Below are 17,140 nucleotides of genomic sequence, written 5' to 3'. Positions count from 1 at the left end.
CGCATCAGCTCTCCTCCGTCACACGCAGGACTTCCTCGATGGTCGTCTGCCCGGCAAGGGCCTTGGCCAGGCCATCCTCGTACATGGTACGCATGCCGCCTTCGCGCGCGATGTGCTCCAGCTCGCCCATGCCATCGCGGCGCATCACCGCGCGCCGCAGCGCGTCGTTCATCACCAGAAATTCCATGATGGTGGTGCGGCCCAGGTAGCCGGTCGGTGCCAGTGCCGAGGGGCGCGGCCGGTACAGGTGAATCGCCCCCTCCGGCTGCAGACGGCGCAGCTCGAAACGATCGATCTCTTCCGGTGACGCCGGGTAGCGCTCGGCGTGGGTCGGTTCCAGGCGGCGCACCAGACGCTGCGCGAGGATGCCGTTGATGGTGGAGGTCAGCAGATAGTCCTCCACACCCATGTCGAGCAGCCGGGTGATGCCACCGGCGGCATTGTTGGTGTGCAGGGTGGACAGCACCAGATGGCCGGTCAGCGCCGACTGGATCGCGATGCGCGCGGTCTCCAGATCGCGCATTTCGCCGATCATGATGATGTCCGGATCCTGGCGCACGATGCTGCGCAGCGCATTGGCGAAGTCCAGGCCGATCTGCGGCTTGGCCTGGATCTGGTTGATGCCTTCGATCTGGTACTCGACCGGGTCTTCGACCGTGATGATCTTGACGTCGGCGGTATTGAGCTGGCTCAACGCGGTGTACAGCGTCGTGGTCTTGCCCGAACCGGTCGGGCCGGTCACCAGCAGGATGCCGTGCGGCTGCTCCAGGACCTTGCGGAACTGCGGCAGGAATGCATCGGTGAAGCCAAGCCGATGGAAATCGAACACCACGGTTTCGCGGTCAAGCAGGCGCATCACCACGCTCTCGCCGTGTGCGGTCGGTACCGTGCTGACGCGAAGGTCCAGCTCCTTGCCCTGCACGCGCAGCATGATGCGGCCGTCCTGCGGCAGGCGGCGCTCGGCGATGTTGAGCCGGGCCATGATCTTGATGCGGCTGATGACCGCGGCGGTCAGGTTGGCGGGTGGGCTCTCGCCCTCCACCAGCACGCCATCGACGCGGTAACGGACTTTCAAACGGCTTTCGAAGGGTTCGACATGGATGTCCGACGCACGCAGTTCCACCGCGCGCTGGATCACCAGGTTGACCAGGCGGATCACCGGCGCTTCCGAGGCCAGGTCACGCAGATGCTCGATGTCGTCCACCGCGCCGCCTTCACCATCGGCGGTTTCCACGATCGCCCCCATCGCGCTGCGGCCCTGGCCGAACCAGCGCTCGACCAGATCGTCGATCTCCGCCCGCATGCCCAGCACCGGCGTGACCGGCACGCCCAGTGCCAGCTGCACGGCCTGCTGCGGGTAGACATCGTGGGCATCGGCCAACCACAGCCGTACGCCGTGTTCATCCAGCGCCAGCGGACAGACGTGGAACTGCTTGAGGAAGCGCAGTGACAGCGGCAGGCCTTCGGCGAGGGACTGCGGCGGCGTCTCGGGCACCTGCTTGCCTTCCAGCAGTGGCAGGCCCAGCACATCCGCGCTGGCCTGCGCCTGGTCCCGCTCGGACACCAGCCCCAGGCGCACCAGCAGGCCGAGCAGGCTGCCGCCGGCCTCGGCATGCAGCGGCCGCGCCCGGGCCAGGTCTCCTTCCTTGAGCCGCCCACGCGCCAGCAGCGCATCCAGGATGCGGCTCTCGGCGTCGTCGGCAGTGGTTGCAGCGAGCGCGTTCACGTGACTCTCCTGTCGATCGGCCCGACTTTAGCAGTTAAGCCGTGGTTTCCGCCGCCATCGCGCCGCCTTTCGAAAAATGACAACGCCCGCCACCGCGGGGTGACGGGCGTCGCCAGTTCATCTACGACAGTGCGATGGCATTACTGCGTGGCGAGGATGGTCACCCCGCTGTAGGCGGCTTCACCCACCACCTTGACGTAGTACGTGCCGGCCACCGGCTTGTTGACGCGCACGGTTTCGGCGTTGCCCGCACGTGTGGACTTGGCATCGTTGTCGCTCGCGCTGGGCTCGCGGCCCTGGGCCAGGTACACCGACACGTTGCCACTGCCACCGTAGGTGATCACGCTCAGCGATTTGCCCGCCACCGCTTCGAAGCTGTACAGGGCACTGCCGCCGGTCGCACCGGACAGGCCGCCGACAGCGACCTTGTTGGTCAGCGGCGTGGCTACCGGGCCACAGTCCTCGGTGCACGGTTCCTCCAGCGCCTTGGCCAGTGCGGCCTTGGCGTCGACGATGCCGGTACCGATCGGGGTCGCCGACGGGATGGCCACCGGGAACGGGCGTGCGGTTTCCTTGAGCAGGGTACGCATGGCTGCCGGAGCCAGCGGCTCCTTGCCATCGGCGATCAACGCGCTCTGCACCAGTGCCGCCACCGCCGCGACGTGCGGCGAGGCCATCGAGGTACCGCCCATGCCCATGTAGCTGTAGCTGCCCGAATCCGGCGTGGTCGCCGCGTCGGAACCGGCCTGCCAGACATAGCCACCCGGATTCCCGTCCACGCTGCCACCACCACCGGGGCCGGAAAGATCGACGCGGGTGCCGTAGTTGGAGTAGTAGGTGATGCCGCCGGTGATGCGGGTGGCCCCCACCGTCACCACACCAGCGCAGCTGGCAGGACGGTAATTGGACGCGTTGTCGGTCTCGTTGCCGGCGGCCACCACGACCGTGGTGCCGCGCGAGATCGCGCCATTGATCGCATCCTGGTAGGTGCCATCGCAGCTGCCGCTGCCACCCAGGCTCATGTTGATGACTTCGGCCGGGTTGGTATTGGCCGGAATGCCGGTCACGGTGCCACCGGAGGCCCAGGTGATGGCGTCGGCGATGTCGGAGAGGTAGCCGCCACACTTGCCGAGTACGCGGACCGGCAGCACCTTGGCCTTGTGCGCGACGCCGGCCATGCCGACACCGTTGTTGGTCTGCTCGGCCACGGTGCCGGCGACGTGCGTGCCGTGCCAGGAGCTGTCTTCAGCCAGCGAACCGGTGTAGCACTCGTTGTCGTTCTCGACCCAGTCGCCATAGTCCTGTGCGCCCGGTACACGGTCGTCGGTAGCGCGACGTGAGGTCTCGGCATCGCTGATGAAGTCGTAGCCCTCCAGCAGGTTGCCGACCAGATCCGGGTGCTGCGGCAGGATGCCGGTGTCGAGCACCGCCACCACCACGCCCTCGCCCTGCGAAACATCCCAGGCTGCCGGCGCGTTGATGCCGCCGGTCGCGTTGTGCAGGTGCCACTGGTACTGCTGGTAGTACTGGTCGTTCGGCACCAGCGCCGGCTGCACGTCGCCGGCACGCAGTTCGCTGCGGCGCAGCTTCACGTCGGCCTCGGCGTACTGCACCGCCGGATCGGCCTTCAGCTCCTTCAGCACGCGCTGCAGTTCAGCCGGGGCCAGGCGGCCCTGCAGGCGGATCACATCGGCGCCGACGCCGAGCTTGCGCACGACCTGCGGGCCCAGGGTACTGGCGCGCGCAGTGCCGCCGGACAGGCTGGCGCGGGTCAGCGCCGACTGCACCGTGGACAGCTTGGCCGAACGATCCAGCGCAGCGGCCGTGCCGGCGCGGTACTTGACGATGATGCGGTCGGTGCCCGGCTGTGCGGTGCGCGCCTGGCGTGCCGGTTCCTGCGTCGGCAACCCGGCGGCATGGACGGCACCTACCGCGGTCATCGACAGCACAGCGGCGGCAAGCACGTTGATGCGAAGGTTCTGCTTCTTGATCACGTCGAAATTCCTCTTCTGGGTCATGGATCGAACCAACACTGCGGCCATCATTCCTTGACGACTCCCGGCCGGCCCAGCCGGGATTGCCGTGACCTCCCCCAGGCCCTCGTTGCGGGTGTGGCGCCGGCGTGGGTGGCCGCCGGCGCGATGGAGTGGCTTACCAGCCGAAGCCGGCACCAACGCCGACCGAGCTGTCGTCGCTGCTGAAGGCTCCGCCGAAGGTGACCGTGGCGCGGTCGCTGATTGCACGCTGGTAACCCAGCGACAACGCCGACTCGCCGCCCTGGAAGCCGACACCGACGCCGACCCGGTTCTGGGTACGGATGCCGGCGGCGCTGGTGGCCATGTTGAGCATCGCCGCGCTCATCGCGCCCTGACGATCGATGCGACGGTCCATATGACGCAGGCGGCCATCGACTTCGCCCTTGAACACATCGAAGCTGTCGGTCACGGCCTTCACCTGGCCATCGGTGTAGCTGTTGGCCGTGGCGACACCACGGTCCAGCTGACCCTTGTTGACCGCGTCGGTGGCAGCGCTGCCGGCCGCGACATTGGTGACCTGGCGCTCGTTGCCTTCGCTGCCGACAGAGACGGTGTTGGCACGATCGGCAACCGAGCCCTGGCCCAGCGCCACGGCGTTGGCGGCCGTCGCACTGGCCCCCTGGCCGATGGCCGTGGACGACGCGCCGCTGGCAACGGCGCCCTCTCCCACGGTGACCGCGTTGAAACCCGCTGCCGGTGTGGCGACCGGGATGCCCGAGCCCGCTGCGGCGGCGGTCGGCGCGCCCTGTACCCGGGCGCTGCTGGCAGTGGCCACGGTGGGGACGGCATCGGCGCTGGCCGTCTCCGCGGCCAGGCTGCCGGCACCCCCTTCCAGCGGCGTGCTGGTCGAACGCAGGCTGGCGGTGCGGGAGCGGTTCGCCCCCCCGGTGCGCTGGTCGATCTCGCTGACCTTGCGGTCCAGTGCGCCGAGCGCATCGCCGACATTGCTGTAGCTGGCGCCCTGGATCACGTAGTTCGGCGCGACGAACACACCCTGCATGCCGACACTGGCGCCACCGCCGAGGAAGCTGGCGGCATCGCTGAGCGACTGGAACAGCTGGCCGCCATTGATCGCCTGGCGACTGCCTGCGGCGATGCTGCCGGCGCCGACATTGTCGATCGTGGTGCCCTCGATGCCGGCCAGGGTCAGCCGGTCGCGGCTGGCGTCGTCATAACCGACCGCATTGGCAGTGGACGTTTCCACGGTCGCGATACGCGAATCGAAATCGCCGACCCGGGTTTCCACCGCACCGACGCGCTGGTTGGTGACGTTGAGCTGCGAACCGGTGACCGCGTCGCTGCTGCCTGCGGCGATGCGACCGTCGGCGACGTTGACGATGCGGCGCGTCGCCGGACCATCGGTACCGTTGCCACCGCCGACGGACACCACATTGGCGTCCAGCGCGCGCGCGCCACTGCCCAGCGCCACCGAGTTCGCACCGGTCGCGCCGGCGTTGGCGCCGACGGCCAGCGCCGCATTGCCGATGGCGCTGGCACTGCTGCCCAGCGCATTGCTGCGGTTGCCGCTGGCACTGGCACCGGAACCGACGGCGACCGCGTTGCTGCCCGTGGCGCTGGCGGTCCCGGTACCGGTCGCACGGAAGTGGCGGCCGGTGGCATCGGCGGTGGCCGCCACCACATCCAGCTGGCCCTTGTTCACCGCATCGGTCGCCTGGGTACCGGCCGCGACATTGGTGACCTGACGGTTGATCGCGCTGTGGGTAACGCCCGCTGCATCAACCCAGTCCTGCGCCGCGCCGACCGATACCGCGTTGGCACGATCCGCCAGCGATCCGGCACCCAGCGCGACGCTGTTGTCGGCGGCCTTGGTCGTCCAGGTATTGCTGCCCAGCACCGTGGCATTGGTTGCCTGCGCGTAACTGTTGTAGCCGACCACGGTGGCCCCGTCCTCGGTCGCCCACGCCTCGCTGCCGATGGCGGTGGTGTGCTGACCGCTGCCGACGCTGTTGGCATCCTGCCCGGCCAGTGCGTTGAAGCCCACCGCCACGCCATTGAGGCCGGTGGCCGCGTTGTTGCCGAGCGCGGTACCGTACTCGCCGGCGCGTGCCTGTACGCCGAAACCCGCACCGGCGATCTGCGCGGTGGTGCCCTGGCCGACCGCCGTGGCGACGTCGGCCGCCTGCGCGCCACTGCCCAGGGCCGTGCCGAAGAAGCTGGACGTGGCACCCGCACCGTAGGCTGTGGACTGCCAGCCATTGGCATAGGCGAAGTTGCCGACCGCAGTCGCTTCGCGACCGTCGGCCGTGGCCCCGTAACCGACGGCGGTGGCGGCCAGGCCGCTGGCCTGGGCGATGCCACCTACCGCAACGGCACCGATGCCCTCCGCTTCCGACTGCGCGCCCAGGGCGACGCTGGCCGGCCCGGCGCTGCTGCTCTGCGCACCGAGGGCGATCGCGCCGCCAGCGGTACTGCTGGCGCTGTTGCCGATGGCCACGCCATCCTCACCCGTCGCCACCGCGTTGAAGCCCACGGCAGCGGCATTGGCGGCGACCGCCGTCGCGCCACTGCCCAGTGCGGTGGCACCGTTGCCGATCGCGTTGGCCGCTTCGCCGGCGGCCAGCGCGTTGTCACCTTCCACATAGGCGCCGGCGTCGCTGTCGGCACTGCCACTGGCCTGGAAGTAGCGGCTGGTGTTCTCGGCCACCGACGCCACGGCGTCCAGCTGGTTCTTGTTGACCGCATCGGTGCCTTCGGTACCCGCGGCGACATGGGTGACCTGGCGTTCGCTGCCCGTGCTGCCAACCGCCACCGTGTTGTCGCGGTCTGCCTTCGATGCAGCACCGAGGGCGACGCTGTTGCTGCCGTTGGCGGTGGCATTGGCGCCCAGTGCGGTGGAGTCAGCTGCGTCGGCCCACGAGTTCCAGCCGATGGCGGTGGCGTAGTCGTCGGTGGCCCATGCACCCGCACCGAACGCCGCGGCGCCGTAGCCGCTGGCGCGGGCCGGGATCAGACCGAAGAAGGTGCTGCCGCCGATGGCGACGCTTTCATCGCCGCTGGCTTCACTGGAATCACCCATGGCCACCGCGCTGGCGCCGCTGGCCGTGGCAAACACGCCCGTCGCAGTACTGTTGGCCCCGCTGGCGATCGTGCCGTAACCCAGTGCAGAACCGAGACGACCACTGGCTTCGCTGTAACCACCAACCGCCGTGGTGCCATCGGCCGACGCCGCGCTGCGGAAGCCGCTGGCCAGCGACTGCGCACCGCTGGCCAGCGCTTCCGAGCCGCTGGCGGTGCTGTACACCGCCGTGGCCTGTGCCCCCGCGCCGGTCGCCGTGCTGCCGATCTCGCTGGCAACCGCACCGCTGCCCAGCGCCGCACTGTTTTCACCCGTGGCCTGTGCGTTGCTGCCCACCGCTGCGGCATTGCTGCCGCTGGCCAGGCTGTCCAGGCCTACGGCGGTGGCACTGGCGGCGACCGCCGTCGCACCACTGCCCAGTGCGGTGGCACCGTTGCCGATCGCGTTGGCCGCTTCGCCGGCCGCCAGCGCGTTGTCACCTTCCACGTAGGCGCCGGCATCGCTGTCGGCACTGCCACTGGCCTGGAAGTAGCGGCTCGTGTTCTCGGCCACCGACGCCACGGCGTCCAGCTGGTTCTTGTTGACCGCATCGGTGCCTTCGGTACCTGCCGCCACGTTGGTCACCTGGCGCTCGTTGCCGGCACTGCCGACGGCCACGCTGTTGGCGCGGTCGGCAACGGAACCTGCACCCAGTGCCACGCTGTTCGCAGCATTGGCGGTGGCACTGGCACCGAGTGCGGTGGAATCAGCTGCGTCGGCCCAGGAGTTCCAGCCGATGGCGGTCGCGTAGTCGTCGGTGGCCCAGGCGCCGGCGCCAAACGCCGACGCACCGGTACCGCTGGCCCGGGAAGGAATCAGGCCGAAGAAAGTGCTGCCACCGATGGCGACGCTCTCCTCGCCACTGGCTTCGCTGGACTGGCCCACCGCCACGGCTCCGGTACCGGCCGCGGCCGCACCGAACCCGACGGCCGTGGTGTTGGCGCCGGTCGCGGCGGTGCCATAGCCGAGCGCGGTGCCGAGGCGACCCGTTGCCTCGCTGTAGCCACCGACCGCCGTGGTGCCATCGGCCGACGCCGCGCTGCGGAAGCCGCTGGCCAGCGACTGCGCACCGCTGGCCAGCGCTTCCGAGCCGTTGGCGGTGCTGTACACCGCCGTGGCCTGTGCGCCCGCGCCGGTCGCCGTGCTGCCGATCTCGCTGGCGACCGCACCGCTGCCCAGTGCCGCGCTGTTTTCACCGGTGGCCTGTGCGTTGCTGCCCACCGCTGCGGCATTGCTGCCGCTGGCCAGGCTGTCCAGGCCCACCGCGGTGGCACTGGCGGCGACCGCCGTCGCACCACTGCCCAGTGCGGTGGCACCGTTGCCGATCGCGTTGGCCGCTTCGCCGGCGGCCAGCGCGTTGTCACCTTCCACATAGGCGCCGGCATCGCTGTCGGCACTGCCACTAGCCTGGAAGTAGCGGCGGGTGTTCTCGGCCACCGATGCCACGGCGTCCAGCTGATTCTTGTTGACCGCATCGGTGCCTTGGGTACCTGCCGCCACGTTGGTCACCTGGCGGGTGTTGCCACCACCACCGACCGATACCGTGTTGTCACGGTCTGCAATCGAATCGGCACCCAGCGCGACGCTGTTGGCGCCGCGCGACTCGGCCGCATTGCCGAGCGCGGTGCTGTTGATGCCCGGCGACCATGCGCCACCACCGACGGCCGTGGAGTAGTTGCCGGACGCCTCGGTGGCGAGAATGCCGAACAACGAGCCGCCGACAGCGACACTGTTCGTACCGGTGGCCAAGCTGCCCTGACCGGTGGCCGTGCTGTAGTCGCCGGAGGCTTCCGAGTCGCCGCCCAGCGCCACGCTGTTGGAGCCGGAGGCATTGGCAAAATTGCCGAACGCGGTGGCGTTGAACGCCGAGGCGCTGGCGAAACCGCCGATGGCGGTGCTGTAGCCACCCGTGGCTTCCGCACCGATGCCGAACGCAGCCGAGGCCGTGCCGCTGGCCACGCTCTCGCTGCCGACCGCCGTGGCCGCTTCACCACTGGCAGTGCTGAAGTAGCCCACCGCCGTCGCCTCTTCTGCGGAGGCTTCGGACAGCACGCCGCTGGCGGTGCTGCCGGCGCCACTGGCGATCGAGGCAGCACCGAAGGCCGCGCTCTGTTCACCGCTGGCTTCACTTTCCGCGCCATGCGCGGTGGCGTACTCGCCAGTCGCCTGTGCGTTGGCACCGATCGCGCTGGCATTGGCCGCGGTGGCCACGGCATTGAAGCCCAGCGCCTGCGCGTTGCTGGCCAGTGCATTGGCGCCGCTGCCCAGGGCGATGGCGCCGTCGCCGATGGCGTTGGATGCCTCGCCGGCAGCCAGTGCGTTGTCCCCTTCCACGTAAGCGCCGGCATCGCTGTCGGCACTGCCGCTGGCCTGGAAGTACTTGCCGGTGGTGGAGGCTTCCGCCGCGACGGCATCCAGCTGTGCCTTGTTCACCGCATCGGTGGCCTGCGTACCTGCGGCCACGTGGGTCACCTGGCGCTCGTTGCCGGCAGCGCCAACCGCCACGCTGCGGTCACGATCAGCCACCGAGCCTGCACCCAACGCGACCGCGTTGCTGCCGCTGGCGTTGCTGCCGGCACCCAGCGCGATCGCGCTTTCACCGCCGGCCACCGTATTGGTGCCGATGGCGATGCTGTTGACCGTGTTGCCCAGCGCCTGGTAGCCCAACGCTACGCTGTAGTCGCCGTAGCCGAAGGCACCGCGGCCGACGGCGGTGGCGCTGGTGCCGTTGGCCCAGCTGTTGTAGCCGATGGAGGTGGCGCCACTGCCGCTGGCCCATGCTGCATTGCCGAAGGCGGATGCGTTGGTGGCGGTGGCCCATGCGCCCGAACCGAATGCGCTGGCGCCACTGGCGGTGGCCCAGCTGTAGCCGCCGACGGCGGTGCTGTCGTCGCTGCTGGCGAACGCACTGTCGCCCACAGCGACCGCGTAGCTGCCGGTCGCCCGCGACTTGCCACCGGCAGCCACGCTGTTGTCGCCGGTGGCTTTGGCCGCGCTGCCGAACGCATTGCCCGACGCACCCGTTGCCTGCGCACCATTGCCGACGGCGGTGGCATCGGCGCCGGCGGTGGTGCCGACACGTTCTGGTTGACCGTCATCGCCGATGATCGGCTGATTGTACTGGTCGTAGGCCTGGCCCAGTCCACCGATGGCGACCCCGCCGTTGCCACTGGCACTGCTGTTGCGACCGATGGCGACGCTGTCATCGCCCACGGCGGAAGCACCCGCGCCCTGGGCGACGGCACCGGCGCCGATCGCGTTGCTGGACGAACCGGCGGCCACCGCACCCTCTCCCTCGGCAAACGCACCGGCATCGCTGCCGGCTTCCGGCTGGGCCTGGAAGTAATGGGCGGTGGTATCCGCGGTGCTGGCCACGGCGTCCAGCTGCGCCTTGTTCACTGCATCGGTGGCTTCACTGCCGGCAGCGACGCCGGTGATCTGCCGCTCGTTGCCGGCACTGCCCACGGCGACGCTGTTGTCACGGATGGCTTCAGAGTTCGCGCCCAGGGCGACACTGTTGGCGCCGCGCGCCGTGGCGTAGTAGCCGACCGCCGTGCTCTGCGCGCCGCTGGCCCAGGTCTGCGCGCCCAGCGCGCTGGCCCCTTCTCCGGGTGCGTAGGCGAAGTAGCCGATGGCCGTGGCTTCGGCGCCGGAGGCTTCGGTCAGGCTGCCGTTGGCCACGGTCCGGTCACCGCTGGCGATCGCGCCGGCACCCACAGCGGTGGCGGCTTCGCCGCTGGCCTGGGTCTGCACGAAGAAGCCCAGGCCGGGAATCAGGTCAGCCGGGCCACCCACGGCCACGCTGCTGGTGCCGGTCGCGTTGCTCTGGGTGCCGACTGCGGTGGCGTAGTCGCCGATGGCGTTGGCCACCGCGCCGAATGCGGAGGACTGCGCGCCGGCCGCATAGGCACCCACGCCATAGGCGGACGCAGCGAAGCCAGCCGCCTCTGCGCTGGCACCGACCGCAGTGCCGCCGACACCGGCACTGGTCGCACCGGTCTCCACCGGCACGCCGCCGTTGGTGATGAGCGGATTGCCGTTCTCGTCCACGGCGGCGCCACCCACCGCGACGCTGCCAGGTCCTGCAGCCTGCGCGTTGTTGCCGAACGCGGCGCTGTTCTGTCCGGCGGCCAGGGCGTTGTTGCCGACCGCCGTGGCGTTCTGCGCGACCGCGGTGGCGCCGGCGCCGACTGCGGTGGTGCCATCGCCGAGCGCGTTGGCCGCTTCACCGGCAGCCAGCGCGTCATCGCCTGCGGCCAGCGCACCGGCGTCGCTGTTGCTGCTGCCGGTGGCCTGGAAACGCTTGGCCGTGGCATCGGCCACGGCCGCGACGTCCCGGAGTTGGCCGACATTGGCCGCATCGGTGTCTTCGGTACCCGCCGCGACACTGGTGATCTGCCGGGTCAGACCGTACTCGGCTGCGCCCACCGATACCGTATCGACCCGGTCGGCCAGCGAGCCGGCGCCCAGCGCCACACTGCCGGTGGCAACCGCTGCCGAGTTCGAACCCAGCGCGGTGCTGTATTCACCCACGGCGGTGCTGAACGCACCGACCGCGATCGATGCTTCATTGGCGGCCGTTGCGCCACGACCCACGGCGGTACTGCCCGGGCCCATGGCCACGGCTCCGCCACCGACCGCCGTTGCGCCGTCCGCACTGGCCTCGGACAACGCGCCCAGTGCGGTCGCTGCGCCGTTCTCGCTGGCCGCAACAGCGCTGGCACCTACGGCGGTATCTCCCAGTCCGAGCGCAACGGCACTCTGGCCGACGACGACGCTGGCATCACCGATGGCCAACGCGTTCTGGCCGAACGCACTGGCGCCCAGACCGGCGGCCACGGCCTGTGTGCCGACGGCCGTAGTGGCGTTGGCCAGCGACTGGCTGCCGCTGCCGACCGCAATCGCGCCCTGCCCTTCGATCTTCGCCGCGTCGCTGTCATCACCGGCGCCGTCGGCCTTGAAGTAGCGACTGCTCTGGGCTGTCGCTTCGGCCAACGCCGCCTGCGTGGCCCGCGCCTGTGCATCCAGCTGCGCCTTGTTCACCGGATCGGTTGCCTCGGTGCCGGCGGCGACGTGGGTCACCTGCCGTTCCTTGCCCGCATCACCGACGGCAACGGTATTGGCACGCGTTGCTTTCGAGCCGGCGCCCAGCGCCACGCTGTTGGCACCGGTTGCACGGCTGCCGGTGCCCACGGCGACCGCATTGGTGCCGGTGGCCGAGGCGCTGCCATCCACCAGGCACTTGTCGACGATCGAGCTGTTGAGCACCACGCAGTTGGCGTTGCCGCCGATCTCCACCGACTGTGCAGAGGCGACGCCGGTCATGCCCAATCCCAGTGCCAGCGCCAGTGCGGCAGCCAGTACAAAGGGCCTGGCCTGTGTCGCATCGCGGCGTTGGTCGACGACCCCGCCGCAACTGTCGGACGAGGCCAGTTCCGAGGCCACGACCAACTGACCCAGTGCTTTGTTCCAGACCTTGCGATAAATCCGATTCATCGGTACGGCTCCTGATTGGACTGGTTTTGGGCAAAGCAACGCCACCGCCGGACCTTCTGGTCCAACGTCCCCTGGGGGCGTTTATTCGCGTGATTTACTGCGGGGTGTTGCCGAACGGCGCGCAGCGACAGAAAACCGAGCGCGTGCGCCAAGCGGTTACTGCGGGATGAATGGTTCTGAAACGGGGTTCAAGTGTTAACGGCAACTTTCCATATCGTCAAGACTTTGACACAGCAAATCACATTGCCGTGAAGCAGCTCACTCTTTCACGCGTTTATAAACCGATTTTGTTAGTTGCACGTGACGATTGTCTGGCGCATGGAAATGCATGTAACTCATGGTGGCGACAGGAGTTTCATCCGCGCAAAGAAAAACCCGCCGGCAACGCGGCGGGTTTTTCCATACGCATCGGCATCGACGCCTGCGCGAAGCGGTGCGCGATCAGCCGCACCACACCCGGGCATTGCGGAACATCCGCATCCATGGTGAATCACCCTGCCACTCGGCCGGCGCCCAGCTCAGATTGAGTGCGCGCGGGGTGCGTTCCGGATGCGGCATCATGATGGTGACGCGGCCGTCCGTGCTGGTCAGGCCAGTGATGCCATCCGGTGAGCCGTTCGGATTGAGCGGATACTGCTGGGCGATGGCACCGTTGCCATCGATGTAACGCAGTGACACGCGCGCAGCGGCCTGATCGACGGCGTTGTCGAACACCGCCTGGCCTTCGCCGTGCGCCACCGCCACCTGCAGGCGGGAACCGGCCATGCCACGCAGCAGGATCGACGGCGATTCCACTACTTCCAGCAGTGCGGTGCGGGCCTCGAACTGCTCGCTGGCATTGCGGCGGAACTGCGGCCAGTGTTCGGCGCCGGGGATGATGTCCTTCAGCTGGCTCATCATCTGGCAACCGTTGCATACGCCAAGGGCAAAGCTGTCCTGGCGCTCGAAGAACGCGGCAAAGGCATCGCGCAGCGCGCTGCGTTCCAGGATCGAGGTCGCCCAGCCACGGCCGGCACCCAGCACATCGCCGTAGCTGAAACCGCCACAGGCGACCAGGCCGGTGAAGTCCTGCAGGGCCACGCGGCCCTCGATCAGGTCGCTCATGTGCACGTCGAACGCGCGGAAGCCTGCACGTTCGAAGGCATTGGCCATCTCGATCTGGCCGTTGACACCCTGTTCGCGCAGTACCGCCACGCGCGGACGCGCACCGGTGCTGATGAACGGCGCCGCCACATCCTCGTTGAGGTCGAAGCTCAGCTTCGGCTTCAGGCCCGGTGCGTTGAACGCGCGGGCGACATCGCGCTCGGCATCGGCGCTGGCCGGATTGTCGCGACGCTTCTGCATGGCATGGGTGACCGACCACCACGCATCGAACAGCTGCTCCCAGCGCCACTCGGCCAGGTTCTCGCCTGCCAGCGATACGCGCACCACCGGTGCGGTGGTCGGCCTGGCGATGCGCTGCGCGCATTCGGTAAGGGCGTGGCGCTCGACCAGGTCGGCAAAAGCGGCGCGATCTTCGCGGGCGATCTGCACCACCGCACCCAGTTCCTCATTGAACAGGCTGCGGAACGGGTCATCGCCCCACGCGTCGAGGGCGATATCCAGGCCCAGGCGCGAGGTGAACGCCATTTCGCACAGCGCGGCGAACGCGCCGCCGTCGCTGCGGTCATGGTACGCACGCAGCAGGCCGGACTGGCGCGCATCCCGGATCAGTTCGAAGAAGGCACGCAGGCGCTGCGGGTCGTCCAGGTCCGGCGCGGCACCGGCGAAGGCCGGCAGTTCGCCGTGGTCGGCGTGCACCTGCGCCAGGATCGAGCCGCCCAGGCGCTGCTTGCCGGCACCGAGACCGATCAGCCACAGCTCGCTGTCGACGTCGCGATCAAGCAGAGGCGTCAGCTGCTGGCGCACATCGGCAACCGGCGCGAACGCCGAGATCACCAGCGACACCGGCGACACGCTCTTGTGTGCCTCGCCCTGGTCATGCCACTGCGCCTGCATGGACAGCGAGTCCTTGCCGACCGGGATGCTGATGTCCAGCTGCGGGCACAGTTCCATGCCCACGGCCTTCACTGCGTCGTACAGCAGCGCGTCTTCGCCCGGATGGCCGGCAGCAGCCATCCAGTTCGCCGACAGCTTGATGCCATCCAGCGCATCCACCGGGGCCGCGCACAGGTTGGTCAGCGCTTCGCCCACGGCCATGCGCGCCGACGCCGCGGCGTCGAGCAGGGCCAGCGGCGTGCGCTCGCCGATCGACATCGCCTCACCGGCCACGCCATCGAAATCAGCCAGGGTGATGGCCACGTCGGCCACCGGCAGCTGCCACGGGCCGACCATCTGCTCGCGGGCGGTCAGGCCGCCGACGCTGCGGTCACCGATGGTGACCAGGAAGTTCTTCGAGGCAACGGTCGGGTGCGCCAGCACGCGCAGGCCGGCTTCCTGCAGATCCAGGCCACCGGTCTTCAGCGCCGGCCAGCGCGGTGCCGGCGGGTGGGCAGTGTCGCGGTGCATTTTCGGCGGCTTGCCGAACAGCACGTCCATCGGCAGGTCGATCGGTGCGTCGGCGGGAACATGGCCCGGCACCGCGCCGTACGCCACCACCAGATGCTCCTCGGCGGTCGCCACGCCCACGGCGGCGAACGGGCAACGCTCGCGCGCGCACAGCGCGGCAAACTCGGCCAGTCGCTCCTGCGCGACGCCAAGCACGTAGCGCTCCTGCGATTCGTTGCACCACAGCTGCATCGGCGACAACGACGGATCGTCGGTGGGCACCTTGCCCAGGTCGATGATGCCGCCCACGTTCGAATCGTGCAGCAGCTCGGGAATCGCGTTGGACAGACCACCGGCACCGACGTCATGGAAGAACTTGATCGGGTTGTCGGCACCCATCGCCACGCAGCGGTCGATGACCTCCTGGCAGCGGCGCTCCATCTCCGGGTTGTCGCGCTGCACGCTGGCGAAATCCAGGTCTTCGGCGCTTTCACCGGAGGCCACCGAGCTGGCCGCACCGCCACCCAGGCCGATCAGCATCGCCGGACCGCCGAGCACGATGACCGCATCACCGGCCTGCAGCGGGATCTTGTCGACCTGGATACGGTCGATCGCACCGAGGCCGCCGGCCAGCATGATCGGCTTGTCGTACGCACGGACCAGGTCAGCGCCTTCAGGCAGCTCGAAGCTGCGGAAGTAACCGAGCAGGTTCGGGCGGCCGAACTCATTGTTGAACGCAGCGCCGCCGAGCGGGCCGTCGGTCATGATCTCCAGCGCCGGCGCCATCCGCGGATTCAGCGCGCGCGGCGCTTCCCACGGCTGCGGCAGCTCGGGGATGCGCAGGTGCGAGACCGAGAAGCCGGTCAGGCCGGCCTTCGGCTTGCCGCCGCGGCCGGTTGCGCCTTCGTCGCGGATTTCGCCACCGGCACCGGTGGAAGCCCCCGGGAACGGCGCGATCGCGGTCGGGTGATTGTGGGTTTCAACCTTGATCTGGAAGGCGCTGGGCACCTGCGGCTCGCGGCGGTACTCGCCACTGGCCGGATCCGGACGGTAACGCGACGCCGGATGGCCTTCGATCACCGCAGCGTTGTCGCTGTACGCGCTCAGGGTGTGCTGCGGCGTCTGCTGGTGGGTGTTCTTGATCATGCGGAACAGCGAGCGTTCCTGCGCCTGCCCGTCGATGGTCCAGCTGGCGTTGAAGATCTTGTGCCGGCAGTGTTCGGAATTGGCCTGCGCGAACATCATCAGTTCCACGTCAGACGGGGAGCGCCCCAGTGCGGTGAAGCGCTCGCGCAGGTAGTCGATCTCGTCCTGGGCCATGGCCAGGCCAAGGCGCTGGTTGGCGGCTTCCAGCTGCGCCACCGGAACGCGCTCCAGTTCACCGCGGGCCGGCGCCGAGAACAGGGCCTGGCCCTGCTCGACGTGGTCCAGCACCGACTGCGTCATCGGGTCGTGCAGCACCTTCACCAGCGACTGCTGGGTGGCGGCATCGTCCGGCCAGCCCAGCACGTCGATACGCAGGCCGCGCTCGACCCGGCTGACCGGCTGACCGGCCCCGCGGACCAGTTCGGTGGCCTTGCTCGACCACGGCGACAACGTTCCCAGACGCGGCACCACGATGCGGCTGACGGCCCCTTCGGCGACCTTCCCGGCGTGCGGCTGTGCTTCCAGGATGCGGCACAGGGTGGCCTGATCGGGCACGGCCGAGCCTTCCGGCTGCACGAAGTAGACGTGCCAGGCACCACTGATGCGCAGGGAGGGAGCGATGGACTGCAGGCGGGATTCAAGACGTTCGCGGCGGAACGGCGACAGGGCGGGCGCGCCCTCGAGGACCATCATGTCCGGGGAACCGTAGTTGGGAAACGGGCCCGATATTGTACCGGAAGCGGGGGATGGGCTTGGGCCGGGCTGCGCCCGCCGAAGCAACGGCCGAAGCAACAGCAACGTCAAAAGCCGGTTTCCTGCAGGTTGGCGGGGTGGGTCCGGTGGCGGGGGACGCCGTGAACCCATCCCTGGGGGCTTGGCCGCGGCATCCATGCCGCGGACACCCCCGCCACCGGACCCACCCCGCCTTCGACGGATTTCCGCGATCTGTATTCGGTCCACGCCATGCGCGGATGCTCCGCGGCAGTGCCGGCCGAATGAAGAGCGAAGCGACCGGCTCTTGCTTTTGATTTTGTTCTGTCTTTCGTGGCTGGCAGCCGCAGGAACCTGTCCGTGGCCGGGTGGGTGGGCTGCGCAGGGGCGTAAGCGCCATGGATGGCGCGCCCGAGCCTACAGGGACGTATTCACGGCGTCCCCTGCACAGCCCACCCACCC

The 17,140-nt window shown here is 69.1% G+C and carries 4 protein-coding genes; all 4 read right to left on the bottom strand.

Features of this window, described 5'->3' with window-relative positions; translation table 11 throughout:
- Positions 1-4: 4 nt before the first annotated feature.
- The 4 genes from gspE to purL all read right to left on the bottom strand — a co-directional run bounded on the left by gspE (position 5) and on the right by purL (position 16,660).
- Positions 5-1,726 carry a type II secretion system ATPase GspE gene (gene gspE, locus IMX13_RS08515; RefSeq protein WP_193396193.1) on the bottom strand — a complete coding sequence of 574 codons (1,722 nt, stop codon included), beginning with the start codon at positions 1,724-1,726 and terminating at the stop codon, positions 5-7.
- A 140-nt stretch (positions 1,727-1,866) separates the two neighbouring features.
- Positions 1,867-3,720, bottom strand: a complete 1,854-nt coding sequence (locus IMX13_RS08510; protein WP_065182835.1) for a S8 family peptidase — start codon at positions 3,718-3,720, stop codon at positions 1,867-1,869.
- Positions 3,721-3,877: 157 nt separating this feature from the next.
- A complete protein-coding gene (locus IMX13_RS08505) occupies positions 3,878-12,334 on the bottom strand; it encodes an ESPR-type extended signal peptide-containing protein (RefSeq protein WP_193396192.1) in 8,457 nt (2,818 codons plus the stop codon).
- 441 nt (positions 12,335-12,775) lie between these two features.
- The gene (purL, locus tag IMX13_RS08500) at positions 12,776-16,660 is read right to left on the bottom strand and encodes a phosphoribosylformylglycinamidine synthase (RefSeq protein ID WP_193396191.1); all 3,885 of its coding nucleotides are present in this window, start codon (positions 16,658-16,660) and stop codon (positions 12,776-12,778) included.
- Between the last annotated feature and the right edge of the window lie 480 nt (positions 16,661-17,140).

The sequence above is a fragment of the Stenotrophomonas sp. B2 genome, from assembly GCF_014947095.1.
In the GTDB taxonomy this organism is placed as follows: Bacteria; Pseudomonadota; Gammaproteobacteria; order Xanthomonadales; family Xanthomonadaceae; genus Stenotrophomonas; species Stenotrophomonas maltophilia_P.
The sequence above is the reverse complement of the archived record's forward strand: the minus strand, read 5'-3'. Positions and strand labels throughout refer to the sequence as shown.